Below are 16,931 nucleotides of genomic sequence, written 5' to 3'. Positions count from 1 at the left end.
GCCATGGTCGACGGGCCGAAGCGGCGCCTCCCGGTCGTCGGCAGCGGCCCGACGGCGGGGCCCGGCGCGCCGAGCGCGCCCGGCGCGGGGCCTCCCCGCGGCGCGACGGGCTCGCCGGAGAAGCGCAGGCTGCCGGTGCTGCAGGGCGGCGGCGACGACGACGGCGAGGAGCGCCCGCCGTGGCACTGGATCGCGCTCGGCACGGTGGCGATCTTCATCGTGTGGCTGCCGCTCGCGGGGCTCGCGAACACGCTGCTGCGCCGGATGATCGAGCGGACGGGAGACGCCGCGGCGGAGGGGTCGGTGCGGCTCGCGATGGTGGGCCTCAACGCGATCGCCTTCGCGCTCGCCGGCCTCGCCGGCGGCTACCTCGTGGGGCGGTTCGGCGGTCGCGCCGGGCGGCGCGAGGCGGCCGCGAGCGGGGCCGTGGTCGCGGCGCTCGCGTGGACGCTCGCGCTCGCCGAGGGCGCGCCGGCGGGCGCGCTGGGGTGGGCGCTGCTGCTCGTGGTGATGGTCGCGATCGGCGCCGCGGCGTCGTACGCCGGCGGCCGCGTCGGCCTCCGGGCGCGCGCCGGAGCGCCGCCCTCGAGCTGAGGGCGCGCGGCGGCGCGCCGAGTGCCGCGCGCCGCTCAGCTCGGATCGAGCCGGCGAATGGGCGCGCTCGCGTCGGGGAGCGAGGCGTACGCGACGGCGGTGCGCGGATCGCGCGCGTCGGGGGCGACGTCGAGCAGCGGCCTCAGCGCGAAGGCGCGCCCGCAGAGCCGCGGGTGCGGCACCACGAGATCCGGCTCGGCGACGACCTCGCCCTCGATCCAGAGCAGATCCAGATCGATCGTGCGCGGCCCCCACCGCACCGGATCGGGGCGCGTGCGCCCGAGCGAGCGCTCCACGGCGAGCGTGCGCTCGAGGATCTGGCGCGCGGGCAGCGACGTGGCGAGGAGCGCCGCGGCGTTCACGTAGTCGCTCTGCGGCGGGCCGCCCGCGGGCGGCGACTCGTAGCGCGACGACTCGCCGACCAATTCGAGCTCGGGATCCGCGGCGAGCGCGTCGATCGCGGCGCGAAGGGTGGCGAGGCGATCGCCGAGGTTCGACCCCAGCCCGATCACGACGCGCCTGCGGGATGTCATGGCGAGACCCTACCACGCCGCGCGCGGCGGTTCGCTGCGCGCGGCGGATCGGCGCGCGTCGTCACTCCGCCGGGTCGGTCGCGCGGCGCCCGCCGCCGAGCCGCCGGCCTTCCGGGCGCGGCGGGAACACGCGCCGGTCCTCGGGGTTCCGGCGCGGGATGGGAGAGCGCCGCTCGACGGCCACGTCGCGCGGAGGCGGCTGAACGCCGCGCTGGAGCCCCACGAAGAGCTCGCGCATCTCCTCGAACGTCTCCGGCATCGCGGCGGCGACGGTCGCCGCGTGCGTCCGGCACAGGCTCAGCGAGCGCCCCTGGATGACCACGCGCGCCATCCTCGTCCTCGCGCGAGGATCCCCGGGCGCACCGCCCTCCCGCTCGACCAGCTCGCCGTCCTCGCATACGGCACATCGCTCGAATGACTCGCCCATGGGGGAGCCTTCGCAGAACCGGGGCCTCCGGGCCAACTTTCCCGGCGTACCGTGGATCCCGGGCGCGGGTCGGGGTCCGCCCGCGCGGCGGATCACGCGCGCGCCGCTCGGCCGCGCGCCCGCTCCTCGGCCCAGGCGATCACCCTGTCCGCGGGATCGGTGCCGGTGAAGCGCCCGAGCTCCTGGATGCCGGTCGGGCTCGTGACGTTGACCTCGGTCAGGCGCTCGCCGATGACGTCGAGGCCGACGAAGTGGAGGCCGTCGGCGCGCAGGCGCGGCGCGACCGCGCGGACCAGCTCGAGCTCGCGCGGCGAGAGCTCCGTCGACACGACGCGCCCGCCGACGTGGATGTTCGAGCGGTGATCGTCGTCGCGCGGCACCCGGAGGATCGCGCCGAGCGGCTCGCCGTCGAGCAGGAGGACGCGCTTGTCGCCCTGGACGACGGCGGGCAGGTACTCCTGGACCATCGCGAGGCGGTGCCCCTCGTTCGTCATCATGTCCGCGATGGCGCGCGCGTTCTTGTCGCGCTCGCTGATCTGCAGCACGCCGAGGCCGCCCGCGCCGTCGAGCGGCTTGATCACCGCCAGGCCGCCGAGGGCGCGCACGAACGCGTGGATCTGCTCGCGGTCGGCCGTCACCAGCGTCTTCGGCGTCCACTCGGGGAAGTTCAGCGCGTAGAGCTTCTCGTTGGCGTCGCGCAGCCCGCGGGGGTCGTTCACGATGAGCGGGCAGCGCCGCGCGCGCTCCAGGAGCAGCGTCGCGTACAGGTAGCTGCGATCGAACGGCGGGTCCTTGCGGATGAAGATCGCGTCGACGTCCGCGAGCCGGAGCCGCCGCGGGCCCGCGGCGAGATCCAGCGAGATGTACGGCGGCGCGTCGCCGATGCGCACCGGGGTCGCCGAGGCGAGCGCCTCGCCGCCCTCGATCGAGAGGTCGCGCGGAAGGCAGTGGTAGCTCTCGTGGCCGCGCGCCTGCGCCGCGCGGATGAAGGCGAACGACGTGTCCTTGTCGTGCGTCACGCGGCTCAGCGGATCCATGACGAAGACGAAACGCATGCGGTCTCTCGCGGGATAGGGGAATGGAGGGGAGGGGGGCGCCCGCTCGCGCGGGCGCGGGCGGATCACTGCATCGCGGCGAGGACGAGCTGCGTGCTGAGGTCGTCGCCGAGATCCGAGGCGAGCGCGTAGCCGACGCCGCTGTGCTCGGCGGCGACGACGGAGTAGCCGTTGATCTTGCCCACGTACACGGGGCGCTCGCGCACGACGCGCGGCTGCAGGATCGGCTGCGCCTTCTGCACCGGGACCGCGCGCGAGTTGAAGAGGTAGACCGTCACCCGGTGGTTGCCCCTCACGATGTACTGGAGCAGCGCGGCGCGCCGATCGCGCATCGTGTGCACGCGGGCGCCCATGAAGTTCACGGGCATCGACGGGAACTCCGGCCTGCGGACCGGCACGCCGACGAACGGATCGAAGCGCGGCAGGTCCTCCGGGTTGGTCGTCTCCGGCGGGAGCGGCTGCGCGTGCTGCGTGACGAGATCGTCGAGCAGGACCTCGACGCTCTCGGCGCGGGCGAGCTCGACGTCCGCCTTCGTGCTCGCCTTGGCCGTGTCCGCCGGGGCGGCGGCCCGCTCCCGCGTCACGCCCACCATGAACGCGACGCCCGCGGCCGCGGCGAGCGCGACGGCGTACCCCCTGTGCATGAGCCGCGGCCTCGCGTCGGCCGACTGCGCCGCCGCGCGCGCCGCGCCGCGCGCCTGCTCGTGCGCCATGGCCGCGGCGATGCGCGCCCGCAGCGCGTCCGGGCACGCCGCCGGCTTCGCCCGCTTCAGGCTCGTCCGCAGCGAGCGCAGCATCTTCACCTGCTCGAAGCACGGCGGACACTGGACGAGGTGGGACTCGAGGTCGACCGCGTGGTCCGGATCCAGCTCGCCGTCGGCGTAGGCCGACAGCGCGTAGTCGAACCGCGCGCAGCTCTCGATCGACTTCGCGGCGCTCATGCGACACCCCGCTTCCGCTTGCGGTACGCGTCCAGGTCGGCGGGCGCGTCCTTCGCCGCGTCGTCGCTGACGATGCCCATCAGCACCGCGTGCTCGCGCAGCGTCTTCTGGAGGAGCTTGCGGCCGCGGTGCAGCCGCGACATCACCGTGCCGATCGGGCACCCCATCGCCTCGGCGATCTCCTTGTAGGAGAGCTCCTCGATGTCCGACAGCACCACCGCCAGGCGGAACTCTTCGGGCAGCTCGTCCAGGGCGCGCTGCACCTCCGCCTCGATGAGGGGCGTGAGCGCCTGGGTCTCCGGATCGCGCATCGCGCGCATCGTCGTCGCCCCGACCCACCCGTCGGTGAGCGGCTCGGCGTCCGGCCCGTCGAAGATGCCCCGCTCGAGGCCCCCCCGGCGGTACCGGTTGATGAACGTGTTCGTGAGGATCCGCAGCAGCCAGGCCTTGAGGTTGGTGCCGGGCTCGAACTGATCCCGGGCGCGCATCGCCTTGACGATGGTGTCCTGGACCAGGTCCTCCGCCTCGGTCGAGCTCTTGGTCATCCGGCAGCTCACGCCGTACAGCGTGTCCAGATGACCGAGCAGCTCGATCTCGAAGGCGTCGGCGCGGCCCCCCTCGCAGCTGGCCAACGAAAGGTCCTGCGCTACGGACGCAGGTTTCTTGCTGAAGAAGAACGGCATGGGCTCGACGGGGGCAACAGGGGAACGGCCAGGGCTATTCCAGCCGGCTCTCGTCCCCCGGTCCCTCGCCCGCGGGTTCGTCCGCGGCGGAGCCAGCTTGAGGAGGAGCGGCGTCCTCGGCCCGTTCACCCGCGCGTTCCTGGAGCTTCGCCTCCAGCTCGTCAATGCGCTGCGAGAGGCGCTTGACATCGGCCTGAAGATCGCGGACCAGCCCGAGCCCCGGGAGGATGGCGCGGATGCGCTCGTCGACGGCCTGCTGCCACTGATCGAGCGTCTGCTTCGAGCTCTCGACGATCCCGCTCAGGCGCCCCTTCGCGTGGCTCGACTTGTCGGCGTCGAGCGGCGGGGGCGGCTGCGACCCCGGCGCCGCGGACGCCGCCGGCTCCTGCGCGGGGGCCGGCGCCGCGCCGGGCACCGCCGCCCCGCCCTCGCCCGGGACCGCGCCGGGGATGAGCCGGCCGATCGGGCCCTCGCGCAGCTGCGACAGCAGCCGCTCGCCGCGCTCCTGGATCAGATCCCGCAGCGTGCCGAGCGGTACCGAGCGCGGCTGCGATTTGAGATCTTCCGAGATGATCAGCGCCAGCGTGACCTCGGTCTTGTCCTCCTTGGTCGCGTTGTCGATGATCTGGACCTCTTCGCCAGCCCGGACCATCTCCCCGATCTGCTGCAGGGTGACGTAACGACTGTCCTTCGTGTCGTAGAGCTTCCGATTGGAGTAGCGCTTAATAACGCGACGCGGTACCTCGCCGCCTCCCAGGGTCTCCTTCGCCGTTTCCATCTCCTCTACGCCTCGAGTCGATTGGACCACCGACAGATCGCTCGCGCAAGGAAAGATGACTCGATATCACTCATAAATTGGGCGACGTGCAGGAGCCGGCGATCGAGCTGCGAGACGTGGCGGCCAGCTATCCCACAGGGAGGCTGGCGCTGGAGGGGATCAGCCTGGAGGTGCGCGCGGGCGAGCTCTGCGCCGTCCTCGGGCCGAACGGCGCCGGCAAATCGACGCTGGTCCGGGTCCTCTCGGGGGCCCTGCGGCCGGCGCGGGGCGGGGCGACCCTGCTGGGCAGGCCGCTCGGCGGCATGGACCGGCGGGCGATCGCGCGGTGCGTGGCGGTCGTGCCGCAGGGGATCGCCTCGGCGCCCGGGTTCTCGGCGCGGGAGGTCGTCATGATGGGCCGCGCGCCCCACCAGGGCGCCTGGATGCGCGCCTCCCGCCGCGACGAGGAGGCGGTCGCCCGCGCCCTCGAGGCCTGCGATCTCGTGGAGCTCTCGGAGCGGCCGGTGGCCGAGCTCTCCGGCGGCGAGCAGAAGCGGGTCGCCATCGCGCGGGCGCTCGCGCAGGAGGCGCAGGTGCTGATCCTCGACGAGCCGGGGGCCCACCTCGACATCCGCCACTCGATCGAGGTCCACGAGGTCGTGCGCCGCGAGGTCGCCGAGCGGCGCCTCGCCTGCGTCGCGGTGCTGCACGACCTCAACGCGGCCGCCCAGTACGCCGACCGCGTCGCGCTCCTCAAGGCCGGGCGGCTCGTCGCGCAGGGCACCATCGAGGAGGTGATGACCTACCGCCGGCTCAAGGACGTGTTCGAGGCGGAGCTCTACGTCGGGGTGAACGAGCTCGACGGCAGCCGGTACTTCCTCCCCGTCCGGGGCGCGCGGCCAGGGGAACCCGGGTAGGGAAGCGCCGGGGCGAGGCCGCGCGGCGCGGAAGCGGCGGGCGCGGGCGCGGGCGCGGCGAGCGTCGGCGCGGGCGCGGCGGCGTCGGCGCGCCGATCTCCGCAATCTCGACCGCCCGGGCGGCGCGGTTTATAAGCGGCGCCATGCGCGGATCTCCACCCTGGAGAGCTCTCTCTCTCGGCTTCCTGCCGTGCCTCCTGGCCCTCCTGGCCCTCCTCGGCGGGGCCGGCTGCGCCGAGAGCAGGACGGCGCCCGAGCTCCTCAGCGTCATCGACGTCGTGCCGCGCGAGGTCGACCTCGGCGACCGCATCGAGATCCTCGGGACCAACCTGCCCACCGCGCAGGCGAGGGAGGCGGTCGTCACGTTCCGCGGGACGCTGCGGCGCCCCGGCCAGGCGCCGCTCACCGGCCAGAGCATCGAGATCGACGGCGCGCAGATCAGCAGCAACAAGGTGTCGCTCGTCTTCTCCGAGGGGATGCAGGCGCGCTTCGCCGGCCGCGGCGACGACGCGGTGCACACGACCTTCCACGGGGACGTGACCGTCGAGGTCCCCGCGACCGCGCACGGCGCGCTCCCCGTCTCCGGCACGGTGCGGGGCGTCACGATCGACTTCATCCCGCCGACCCCGCGCCGCGCCGTCATCGAGGCGCGCGAGAAGGAGGGGGCGCGCGCGCTCGCGTTCTTCGGCGTCGAGGTCGCGGCCGAGTCGCCGCCCGCCGGCGGGCTCGTCGTGACCTCCGTGCGCGACGGGAGCCCCGCGAGCCGCGCGCAGATCCTCGCCGGCGACGTCATCACGAGCTTCGAGGGCGTGAAGGTCCTCTCGAAGGGCGACGTGGCCCCGAGCGGCCACGAGCGGCTGTCGCCGGTCGGGATCCGGCGGGGCGGGGCGCCGTCCGAGGTCAAGCTCTCGACCGAGGGGTTCCACGCGAGCGCCCCGACCGATCTCCTCGGCGCCGGGATCATCCTCGGCATCGCCGCCGCGATCATCCTGCTCTTCATGGCGCCGACCGCGGGGATCATCACCTGGGTCGAGCGCCGCGTCTCGGCGCGCATGCAGTCGCGCATCGGGCCGAACCGCGCCGGGCCGCAGGGCCTCCTCGTGTGGATCGCCGACGGGATCAAGTCGATCCTCAAGGAGGACGTCATCCCGGCCGAGAGCGACCGGGCGCTCTTCCGGCTCGCGCCCTACCTCGTCTTCGTCGGCGTGTCGGCCACGTTCGTGGTCATGCCGTTCGGGCAGTACCTCATCGCGGCCGACCTCGACATCGGCATCCTCTTCGTCATCGCCGTGACGTCGCTCGTCACGATCGGCCTGATGACCGGCGGCTGGGCGTCGAACAACAAGTGGTCGCTCCTCGGCGGCATCCGCTCGGCGGCGCAGATCATCAGCTACGAGATCCCCGGCGCGGTCGCGATCGTGTGCATCGTGATGATGACCGGCTCGCTGCGGCTCCAGGACATCATCGCCGCGCAGGGCGGCGCCGGGCCCTCGCTGCTCGACGTGGGCGGCTGGCCCTGGCACTGGTTCGTCTTCCGCAACCCGATCACGTTCGCGCTGTTCTTCCTCTACTTCACGACCGCGCTCGCGGAGGGCAACCGCGCGCCGTTCGACCTGCCCGAGGCGGAGAGCGAGCTCGTCGCCGGCTACTCGACCGAGTACTCGGGGATGCGCTACCTCTTCTTCTTCTTCGCCGAGTGGGCGAACGTCTTCGTGATGTGCGGCATCGCGAGCGCGCTCTTCCTCGGCGGATGGCAGATCCCCGGCGTCTCGCCGGCCCAGCAGGAGGGGAGCTTCGGCCTCCAGCTCCTCGGCGTTTTCCTGTTCCTGCTGAAGAGCTGGGCGCTCGTCTTCGTGGTCATCTGGATCCGCTGGACGCTGCCGCGCGTCCGGATCGACCAGATGATGAACCTGTGCTGGAAGTGGTTCGTCCCGCTCTCGTTCGTGGCGTTCCTCCTGACGGCGCTCTGGATGGTGATCGGCGTCAGCAAGACGGTCCAGCTCGTCATCAGCGTCGTCACGTTCTCCGTCTGGGCCTACCTGCTCGTCCACTTCATCCGCAGGGTCCAGCACAACCTGCGGGAGGCCAAGGTTGCGCTCCACCTGAATCCGTTCCTGTGAGAGCAAACCCCGGTGCCACCTCGGCCTTGCGCTGAGGTATGCTGTCGGCGTGGCGGTCCCGTCGAGCCCGGCCTCCGACTTCTGCGCGGCGTGCGGTTTCCCGCTGCGCGGGCCGCGGTGCGAAGCGTGCGGGGTCGACCGCGCGCCGGCGCTCTCGCTCTCGCGCAAGCCGCCGCCGGCGGACGGCGACTGGGACGGCAGCTCGATCGACGCGTGGCGCACGCGGGATCCGGTGCGCTTCGTGGCCCACTGCGCCTCGGCCGAGGCCGGGACGGCCGTCCAGGCGACCACGCTGCAGGACGGCGTGGGCTGGCTCGTTCCGCTCGGGGCGGCGATGCTCTTCGTCGCGCTCGACGCGGCGAACGAGCGGGTGTCGATCGACGTGCCGGTCGTGCGCGTCGCCGAGCGGCAGCGGGTGCCGCTCTTACGGGCGGCGCTGGAGCTCTCGGGCGGCGCCGAGCCGTTCCGGCTTTGCTTGCGGGACGATCTCTTGCTGCTCCGCCGCGTCGGCCGCGTCGCCGCCCTCGCGCCGGAGGCGCTGCGCCGGGCGCTGCGCGACAGCGGCGAGGCGGCGCAGCGGCTCGCGGCGACGCTCGGCGCCTGGTTCGACGCGCGGCCGCCGTTCTCGGAGGAGCAGCGGGCGAGCCTGACCTGGGCGTCGGCCGGCCGCGCCCGGCCGCTCAAGAGCTTCTCCATCCCGCCGGCGCCCGGCCGCGCGCAGGGCGCGCCGTCGGTGCGGGCCGCCGGGCCGCCGACGCCGGTCTCGGCGGTGCGGCTGCCGGCCGAGGAGCTCTCCGCGTGGGCGGCGCCCCCGCTGCCGCGCCTGCCCGAGTCCGTCGCGCGCCCGATCCGCGACGCGGACGCGATCCCCGACATCCTGTCCCCCTCGCTCGCGTCCACGCCGTTGCCGGTGTCGATGGGCGCCGCGTCGGGCGGCACGTCAGGCGTCACGTCGGGCAGGAACGGCGGCGCGCCCGCGCCCAAGGCCGGCATCCTGCCGCCGGCCCACGACGGTGGCGTCGCGTCCAAGGCGATCAGCAGCATGGCGATGCCGGGGCCCGAGCCCTCCGCCGCGAAGCCGGCCGCGGCGGGCGCGGCGACCGCGACGCCGCTGTCGGGCGAGCCCGCGCCGGCCGCGGACGCGCCGGCGCAGGCCAGCGATCGCCGCAGCGCGCGCACCGTGCCCTTCCGCCGCTCGACCTCCTCGGGCATGGCCGCCGTGGCGGCGACGCCGGCGTCGACGCCGGTGTCGGTGCGCCCGCCCGCGCTGCCCGAGGTCGAGATCGATCCGCCGTCGCGCCAGAACGGCGCCGCGCGCTCCGAGGGGGCGAACACGCCGGCCGATCGGTTCTGCCAGCTGCTCCGGGACGCGCAGGTGCTCGGCGCGGCGCTCAGCTTCCAGGAGCGGCCGGGCGTCATGGTGCTCCTCATCCGGTGCACCGTGTTCCGCGCGATCTACGAGCACGGCGAGGCGATGCCCGACGCCGTGGCGCACCTCTACCGCTGCACGGCGGCGGCGACCCGCGAGCTCGCCCAGGCCGAGGGCGGCGCGCGCCGCGGCAACGCCGCGGGGGTCGCCGAGCCGGCGTTCCTCGCGATGGAGCGGCTCGTGACGCTGCGCGGGCAGGTGCCCGAGGAGAAGCCGCTCCACATCGATCCGCTCACCACGGCGGCGCTCGCGCGCGAGCACCTCGGCCGTTACCTGCGCGAGATCGAGCGCGCGCCGGCCGATCCGGTGCTCCGCCACTTCCTCGCGATCGGCGCGCTGTCGGAGCTGCTCGTGCGCACGAAGCTGCCGGCCAAGACGGAGCAGCGGCTGCGCGACATCGTCGCGTACGCGCAGCGCGACGGCGCCAAGCCGGGCACGATCGATCTGCTGATGACGGCGCTGTCGAGGATCGTCGCCCAATGACGTCGCAGCTCGCGGCGCACGGCGACGGCGATCTGGCCCTGCTCCACGAGCGCGTCGCCCGCGCGCGCCGCTCGGTGGTGGCGATCCGCGCCGGCGCGCTGGTCACGACCGGCTGGGTGGCGCTCGGCAACGGCGTGGTGGTGACGAGCCGGCGCGGGCTCGGCTACCCGACGGAGGTCGCGCTGACGTTCGAGGACGGGCGGAGCATGGCGGGGCGCGTGGTCGCGGCCGACGTGGGGCGGGACGTCGCGCTCGTCGCGCCGGCCGAGCCGCCGGGCGTCGCGGCGCTCGCGGTGCGCGCGCCGGCGGAGCCGCGGCTCGGCGAGCGCGCCGCGGTGCTGAGCTGCCTGCCGGGGCAGAGCCTGCGGCTCGCGGTCGCGCGGGTCAGCCACGTGGCGCGCAAGGTCGACGGGCAGCTGCCTGGGTTCGAGCTCGACGTGACGGCGCCGCTCGGCGCGCCGGTGCTCGATCCGGAGGGGCGCGCGATCGGGGTGGTCGCCGCGCTGCCGGGCGTCGCCGGGGAGCTGGCGGGCCACAGCGCGGTGCTCCCTGCGGGCGCGTTCCAGCCGCTGCTCGCGCTCGTGGATCGGCCGCTCGGCGAGCTCCGGGATCGGGCGCCGGTGTACCGCTGTCCGGCGTGCGAGGAGCCGTTCGACATCGAGAGCGACCGGTGCCTGGGCTGCGGTCGGCTGTTGCCGCACGCGTTCGCGCCGTCTCCGGCGCGCGCGGGCGTCGAGCGGATGATCCGGCAGGGCCTGTCGTCGCTCGGGATCATCGCGAACCGGGCGCGGGTCGGGCCGCGGGCGTGGCGCATCGCGCAGCGGCCGTTCCCGGCGGCGGAGACGGCGACGCAGGTGGACATCGAGCTCGACGAGGCGGGGCGCCTCTTGACGCTGCGCGCGCCGGTGGTGGGCGTGCCGGCGGCGAACCACGAGCCGTTCTACCGGTTCTTGCTCACGATGAACGACCAGACGACGGGGGAGTTCCGCGTGTCGATCACGGGGGACGAGGTGGCGGTGTCGTGCGTGGCGGCGCTGGAGGGGTTCGCGGATCACGAGGTGGCGCTGCTCATCGACGGGCTGGTGCAGATCGCGGACGAGTACCGGCGGACGCTCGCGGAGACGTTCGAGGCGGCGCCGCGGTTCGAGTCGGCGGGGAGATAGGCCTCGACGAGCTGCCCGCCCCGAGGGCCTACCGCCTTGCGATGGGAAGGCCAGGTGCGCGCGTCGAGGCAGAGGACGCGCGCCGGAGGGATTGCAGGACGTCCGCGAAGGTGCTCGGCGCCGGCATGGAGGCTTCCCGCGCGGTCCGGAGGGTTTCCCGCGCGGCCCTGAAGCTTCGCGCGCGGTCCTGAAACCTTCGCGCGCGCTCCGGAAGCTTCCCGCGCGGGGCGCAGGGTCGAATTTCCCGAGAAATTCGCCGCCCGGCGAGCGCCGGACGGCGCCGGGGGCGCGGCGGACGCCGCTAAGTGCGCGAAACTTCGTGCTCCGGAGCGCGCGGGAGAGCTTCCGGACCGCGCGCGAAGCTTCCGGAGCGCGCGCGAAGGTCTCGGGCGCGCGCGGGAAGCTTCCGGCGCGCTCCGAAAGCTCGGATTGGTGCGACGGATTACTCGATGTCGGCGTCGCCGGTCTCTTCGTCCGACGCTGCCGGCGTGGGCGGGGGGGCGACGGGCTTGGCCGGCGTGGTCGTGGGCTTGCGCTGGGGCGCCTTGCGGCTCGCGAGGCCGATGCGGATGAGATAGCTGCGCTTCTTGATCACGGCGCGGGCCGTGGTCGACCACTCGTCGAACCAGCCGCGCAGCTTGACGAGCGCCTCGCGCCGGCGCGCGGCCTCCGGGAGCTCGGTGTGCTCGGGCAGAGGCGATGTCGGGCCGAGCGCCACGTCGACAAGGCCCTTGAGGCGCTTGCGCTCGGCCTTGTCGAGGCCGCGGGTGGCGAGGAATGCGACGGCCTTCTTGTCGCTCTGCTTCGACCCGGCGCGGTCCGGATCGGTGCCATTCTCGAGGACGTCGAGCCGCGCGAGGAAGGTGGCCACTCCCCGGACGGAGGCGGTGCCGGTGGAGGGCGCGAGATCCTTGAACACGTAATCGTGCACGTCGGCGAAACGCCGGCGGAGCGCGGCGCCATAACGGGCGTAATTGGGCTCGTCCCACTGATCGAGCTCCCCCGTCGCGGCGCGCTGCGCCCTGGCATCGTCGGTGTCGGCCGACGCGCCGGCCCTGCGGGGCGCGGCGAGGACATCGAGGAGGAGCGTTCGGCCCTCCAGAATATCGTCATCGGTCATCCCGCCCCGGCCATCAACGTGCGAATCGCGGCGACGGCGCCTATCCCCATCAGGAGCTTTGTTGCGCGCTCCGGCGTGGCCTCGAGGACCGCATCCGAATACTCCATAAATATTTCCTCCCCTGCCGACCGGGAGATCCGGACGGCGGCAATGAGAGCGGAAGCTACAATGGGAGTTTCGGAGATGAGAAGAGGATTCTTGAGCTCCGGCCGCTGGATTCTTGCTCTTCCGGTGGGGCCCTCGGCCCTTGGCCCTCCAGCCCTTCAGCTGCGATGGTCTGTACGCTGAAGACGGACGGGACGGAGTTTCGCGCGCGCTCCGGCGCGCTCCTCGGCTGAGCAATGTCCTATCGCTCCGGCCACGACGCTTGCCGCAGGAGAATGGGCGGGCGAGCTTGCGCGGGCGAGAAAAATTGCGGGGTGGAGATAATGAGCATGAGAAGGAACGCGAGGCGAAAGGCGATCCTCGTGGCGGCCGTGGCCGCCCTGGCGCTCGGCGCGCTGGGGTCAGGGTGCTTGTGGGTGCGCGAGGAGCACGCGCCCGGTCGATTTTGCGCGCAATCGAACACCAGCGTGGTCGAGCACTGCGTGGACGCGAGCGAGGGCCCGGGCAGCGCGTGGAGCAAGGCCGAGGAGGACGGCGAGCTGCCGATCCAGATGTGGGCGTTCGGGCCGAACGGCGTGATGTCCGACGAGCTCGCCGCGAACGAGGCGGAGCTCCGGGCCTGGTTCGACAACATCGATCGGGCGGTGGCCCACGTGCGCGACGAGGAGAAGAACGCCGAGTCGCTCCGGGCGACCCTGCACGGCAGGCTCCTCGGGCTGCTCTCGCAGTCCAGGCGGCGCCAGGAGACGATCTTCGAGGAGGAGCCGGTCCGCGCGGCCGACAACTTCCAGCGGGCGATGACCGACAAGGCGAGCGCCGAGAAGGAGCCGCTCGCGGCCGCGCTGGCGGCCGACAAGCAGGCGATGGCGGTCGTGCAGGCGATCTTCGAGCAGGCGCGCAGCGACGCCGCGCCGCTGCGATTCAGGTACGCGGGTGTCGCGGCGCGGTTCGCCGCGTATCGCGACACCGAGGCGGCGGAGACGGCGGCGTACGCGGCGCTCTCGGAGCGGGCGTCGCGGTCGGACATCGACGGCCTCGACGGCGCGGAGCAGGCGGTGCTCGCGGCGGCGCGCGAGGCGAGCCGGGCGCCGAACGAGCTCGCCGCGGAGATCATGACGCTGTCGGCGGAGCTCCAGGCGCTCGCGGTGTCGTTCGAGGAGGCGATCGCGCCGCACAAGGAGGTGCTCGCGACGCACGGCGCGGTCGTGCCGGACATGACCTCGGGGGCGCTGCGCTCGCTGAGCGCCATGCTGGGCTACGCGCAGCGGCGGGTGGCCCGGAGCGACGCGACGGCGACGGCGCTGCTCGGCGGCATCGCGCTGCGGCGGCAGGCGCTCGAAATCCTGAAGGCGGACGAGGGGGCGCGCGAGGCGATCGCGCGGTCGCGGATCGAGAGGGCGTCGGAGGTGTTCAGCGGGGGAGCGCGCGCGCGGGTGGAGGCGCTGTCGGCGGCGCCGCCGGTCAGCGAGAAGCTCGGGCTGCCGCTGCTCGCCGAGCGGTGCGGGGCGCTCGTGGCGCTCGTGCAGATGCGGCCGCTCTGCGAGGCGGCAGGGTCGTCGTGGCGCGAGGCCGGGTGCGCGGCGCTCCGCGGGTCAGACGATCAGCGCGTTCGCGGGGGCGATGTCGACGGTCGGGGAAGGCGTCGAGGCTTACGCGGAGGTGATGCAGACGCTCGTTCACGCGACGACGCGCATCGGGGTGGGGTTCGTGCCGGTGGTCGGGCCGGCGCTCGACCTCTGCGAGGCGGTGACGGGCAAGGCGTGGTGTTTGCCGTCGGGGGAGGAGCTCAGCGACGAGGAGCGAATCTTTTCGGGGGTGGGGTTCGGGCTCGGGGCGGTCGGGCCGATGTGGCGCGCGGTCAAGACCAGCGGGGGGCTCAGGCCGTCCGCGATCCGGGTGGCCGGGGAGATCGCCGAGATCGAGGAGGCGTTCGCCCAGATCGTAAAAACGAACCGCGTCAGGGGCTACAAGGGGCTCACCGGGGCGATCACCAAGGGCAAAGTGGACGTCTTCGAGAAGAAGGCGGCCAAGTTCCTGGTGGACGACGGCCGATCGCTCGTCGGGGTCGGCGACGACGGCGTGCGTAAGGTGCTCGGCATACCGAAGGAGTCACGTCCTGGTACCATCGAGGGGATGGCGCCCGACTTCGTCTCGGTGTCCAGCGGACACAAGCTCATCCTGAGCGAGGCAAAGGGCGGCGGAACGATCCCGGTTAGCGACGTGCGCAATCAGCTCACGAATGCCATGGAGGCGGTGACGAAGAGGGGTCTGGCCGGCGACGTGGAACGGGTCGAGCTCATCATGGAGCAGGGCGCCAAGTTCAATCCGGAGAAGTTCGCTGTCAAGGACGGCTACCTGTTCGACACCGAGACAGGGAAAACCGTGACCCTGAAAGGCTTCAAACAATTCATCCTGGTGATCCGGCTATGAGCGAATCAAGACCTCACTTCTTCGCCTGGTGTAACGAGCCAGAACGGGTCGATGCGTTCGCGGCGGCACTGTCCGCACTGGTTGTCCCGGGGGAGCTTATCTCGGTGGACATGAGCCCCGACATTTGGTGCAAGACGTCGTCCATGGATGATGCGCTCGCGATGATCCGCGCCCACTTCGGAGGACGGAACAGCGCTCACGTGCTGTCCGGTGTGACGCTGAACGATTCCGAACGCATCATGGTCTTCAGCGCCGCGTGCTATCCCGAAGAAAGCGAACGTCGCCATCCTTTCGGCCCCCTTAGATTGGAGGCGGGCGAACGCAAGTGGGACTTTTACCCCTACGAGATCCCTGTGAGCGGCGGCCCGCGCTGCGTGGAGGCCGAGGCTGCCGTCGCTTGCCACCTGATTCAGAGCGACATCGAGGATCTCCTGCTGCGCCTCTGCGCGCCGGACACGAGCGGGCGGGTGCCGACCGGCGCCTGCACGGACAAGGAGGACTGGATCGCACCGGTCGAGATGTGCGCGACCTACAACGCGAACGCCGAGCAGCTCGCGCGCGATCTCGCCCTGTCGTGGGTGAGCCTGCACGACAAGCAGAGCGTCTCGCGCATCGCAGGCACGTCGCTGGAGGCGCTGCACGCGCGCGTCGACGCCACGCCGCGCGGCGCGCGCGTGCCCATGAAAGGCACGAGCGAGCTCACGCGTACCCTCACGCGCGAGACCGTTCTCAGGGCGCTCGCGACGCCGCCGGTCACGCTGCTAGACGCCCTCGAGGCCGCGGCTGTGCCCGACGATGCGTGGCGCGCCGCAGAGCCCCAGGCGCACGAAATCATGGAGCTGCTCCGCCACCTCGGGGAGGCAGCCGAAGGCGAGGGCCTGCCTGCGTGGCGGGCCGACATCACGACGCGCGGGCACGTCCGCTTCCTCGAAGAACACGCCCCGTTCCACGTTCGGCGCCTCCCGAGCGGCGGTGTGTTGCTGGCGACCCATCCCTACCGCACGCTCTGGCCGCTCTGGTCCGACGCGCTCTTCGTGCTTGGCCTGACGTCCTGACGCACGTCGTGCGCGTTCCATCTTCTCCGGATTCGCAGCAGATCCGCAGGTTCGCGCAGTCGGCGCATCGGAGGACATCGACGCCATCCAGGTCGTCGTCGAACTCGCCTCAGGCGAAGCGGTCCAGGCGTTTCAAACTCGGGCTCACGCGCGCGACAAGGCCCGATCGAACCGCGCGCCGGCAGCCTCGTCGAACAGAGCGCGCACGCCCGCGAAAGCAACGGCGGCGCGGAGCGGCGCGCGGCGCACGCCTGGTACGCACACCCTCCGGACGAAGTCAAGCCGCTCACGCCCACGCACCGCCGCGCCTGCGGGCGAGGTCGCCAAGCCCGCGGGCGAGGTCGCCACGCCCACAGGCGACGCCGCCGCGCCCCACGCAGCCCGCCGCGCCTCACACAGCCCGCCGGGCCCCTCGCCCAGCCGCGCGTGTTAGCTTGCTCCGCGCCAGCACGATGCCGTGCGGCCACCCCCGTCATCGAGGAGATCATGAAGCGAGAGAAGCGACTGACCAAGCGCGAGCGGAAGGCGCTCGCGCCGCCGCGCCCGGCGCAGCAGCAGCAGCACGAGCACCAGCACATCCACTGCGTCGCCTGCGGCAAACACCTCGATGCGGTGGAGTTCGGGGCGCAAGGGACGGCGACATGGCTCCAGTGCCAGCACCGCTCGCGCTTCGCTTCCTGCACCGTGTGCGTCGACATGTCGAAGCGCCTCCTCGCCGAGCACGACCGCACCGGACGGCCGGTGCAGTCCGCCCAGGCCTGGCACTGAGACGCCGAGAACGGAACGCGGCGCGCCCGCCGCCGCGCCCGACCGCGCCCGACAGCGCGCCCACAACCCCCTGAGCTCGCTCGCCCGCACGCAGCAGACGCCCCGGACCGGTATCGGTCACACCAGGGACGGTCAATCGATGGAAGCCGTGGCGTATCGGTAGTCCAAAGTACGCTGTCGTGTCCGCTCCTGTGCGCCGCCCCCCATGGCTGCCGTCGTCCGGTGTCGCACACCCGCGCTGAAGCGTGCGGCTTCCCACCTCGACCGGCCGTTCTTCGCCGAACTCCGCGCCGACGACGCGCGTCCTCGCTCGCTCACCCCCGCGGCCGTCCACCCCGGATACGCTTGCGC

General features: G+C 72.9%; 16 protein-coding genes. 9 read left to right on the top strand and 7 right to left on the bottom strand.

Going from position 1 to position 16,931, the window contains the following annotated elements; genetic code table 11:
- The first annotated feature begins 3 nt into the window (after window positions 1–3).
- Window positions 4–594: a hypothetical protein gene (locus WMF33_RS42115; protein WP_437333870.1), complete on the top strand. Its 591-nt coding sequence runs from the start codon at window positions 4–6 to the stop codon at window positions 592–594.
- A gap of 35 nt (window positions 595–629) precedes the next feature.
- Here WMF33_RS42115 and folK read toward each other — a convergent pair whose 3' ends face one another.
- From folK to WMF33_RS42085, 6 genes are all read right to left on the bottom strand, one after another.
- Window positions 630–1,127, bottom strand: a complete 498-nt coding sequence (gene folK, locus WMF33_RS42110) for a 2-amino-4-hydroxy-6-hydroxymethyldihydropteridine diphosphokinase (protein ID WP_061623837.1) — start codon at window positions 1,125–1,127, stop codon at window positions 630–632.
- 61 nt (window positions 1,128–1,188) lie between these two features.
- Entirely contained in the window at window positions 1,189–1,554 is a 366-nt protein-coding gene (locus WMF33_RS42105; RefSeq protein ID WP_061623838.1) for a hypothetical protein, read from the bottom strand.
- Window positions 1,555–1,646: 92 nt separating this feature from the next.
- Window positions 1,647–2,609: a glutathione synthase gene (gene gshB, locus WMF33_RS42100; protein WP_437333869.1), complete on the bottom strand. Its 963-nt coding sequence runs from the start codon at window positions 2,607–2,609 to the stop codon at window positions 1,647–1,649.
- Window positions 2,610–2,674: 65 nt separating this feature from the next.
- A complete protein-coding gene (locus tag WMF33_RS42095; RefSeq protein ID WP_437333868.1) occupies window positions 2,675–3,550 on the bottom strand; it encodes an anti-sigma factor family protein in 876 nt (291 codons plus the stop codon).
- Entirely contained in the window at window positions 3,547–4,182 is a 636-nt protein-coding gene (locus WMF33_RS42090; protein ID WP_437333867.1) for a sigma-70 family RNA polymerase sigma factor, read from the bottom strand. Before WMF33_RS42090 ends, WMF33_RS42095 begins: the two co-directional genes overlap by 4 nt.
- Before the next feature lie 85 nt (window positions 4,183–4,267).
- On the bottom strand, window positions 4,268–5,011 hold the full coding sequence (locus tag WMF33_RS42085; protein ID WP_437333866.1) for a polyhydroxyalkanoate synthesis regulator DNA-binding domain-containing protein: 744 nt from the start codon (window positions 5,009–5,011) through the stop codon (window positions 4,268–4,270).
- Between the two features lie 86 nt (window positions 5,012–5,097).
- Between WMF33_RS42085 and WMF33_RS42080 the strand changes: the two genes are divergently transcribed.
- The 4 genes from WMF33_RS42080 (at window position 5,098) to WMF33_RS42065 (ending at window position 11,102) form a co-directional block, all read left to right on the top strand.
- Window positions 5,098–5,907 (top strand): ABC transporter ATP-binding protein, encoded by an 810-nt coding sequence (locus WMF33_RS42080; RefSeq protein ID WP_437333865.1) that lies wholly within the window; start codon window positions 5,098–5,100, stop codon window positions 5,905–5,907.
- Between the two features lie 143 nt (window positions 5,908–6,050).
- Window positions 6,051–8,027: an NADH-quinone oxidoreductase subunit NuoH gene (gene nuoH / locus WMF33_RS42075; protein WP_437333864.1), complete on the top strand. Its 1,977-nt coding sequence runs from the start codon at window positions 6,051–6,053 to the stop codon at window positions 8,025–8,027.
- A gap of 49 nt (window positions 8,028–8,076) precedes the next feature.
- Complete coding sequence (locus WMF33_RS42070; protein WP_437333863.1) at window positions 8,077–9,939, top strand: hypothetical protein; 1,863 nt, start codon at window positions 8,077–8,079, stop codon at window positions 9,937–9,939.
- Window positions 9,936–11,102, top strand: a complete 1,167-nt coding sequence (locus WMF33_RS42065; protein ID WP_437333862.1) for a trypsin-like peptidase domain-containing protein — start codon at window positions 9,936–9,938, stop codon at window positions 11,100–11,102. Before WMF33_RS42070 ends, WMF33_RS42065 begins: the two co-directional genes overlap by 4 nt.
- Window positions 11,103–11,544: 442 nt before the next feature.
- On the opposite strand, the gene WMF33_RS42060 is transcribed toward WMF33_RS42065, so the two are convergent.
- Entirely contained in the window at window positions 11,545–12,222 is a 678-nt protein-coding gene (locus WMF33_RS42060; protein ID WP_437333861.1) for a hypothetical protein, read from the bottom strand.
- A 341-nt stretch (window positions 12,223–12,563) separates the two neighbouring features.
- On the opposite strand from WMF33_RS42060, the gene WMF33_RS42055 reads away from it, so the two are divergent.
- From WMF33_RS42055 to WMF33_RS42040, 4 genes are all read left to right on the top strand, one after another.
- Window positions 12,564–14,414, top strand: coding sequence for a hypothetical protein (locus WMF33_RS42055; protein ID WP_437333860.1), 1,851 nt, complete (start codon window positions 12,564–12,566; stop codon window positions 14,412–14,414).
- Window positions 14,329–14,757, top strand: a complete 429-nt coding sequence (locus tag WMF33_RS42050; protein ID WP_437333859.1) for a hypothetical protein — start codon at window positions 14,329–14,331, stop codon at window positions 14,755–14,757. The genes WMF33_RS42055 and WMF33_RS42050 overlap by 86 nt, the downstream gene beginning before the upstream one ends.
- Entirely contained in the window at window positions 14,754–15,812 is a 1,059-nt protein-coding gene (locus WMF33_RS42045; protein WP_437333858.1) for a hypothetical protein, read from the top strand. Before WMF33_RS42050 ends, WMF33_RS42045 begins: the two co-directional genes overlap by 4 nt.
- A gap of 486 nt (window positions 15,813–16,298) precedes the next feature.
- Window positions 16,299–16,580: a hypothetical protein gene (locus WMF33_RS42040; protein ID WP_437333857.1), complete on the top strand. Its 282-nt coding sequence runs from the start codon at window positions 16,299–16,301 to the stop codon at window positions 16,578–16,580.
- Window positions 16,581–16,931 lie beyond the last annotated feature (351 nt).

Origin of the sequence: Sorangium sp. So ce394, from assembly GCF_051474665.1 — a bacterium.
GTDB lineage: Bacteria > Myxococcota_A > Polyangia > Polyangiales > Polyangiaceae > Sorangium > Sorangium cellulosum_D.
Note: the sequence above shows the minus strand (reverse complement) of the source record. Positions and strands in the feature narration are given on the sequence as shown.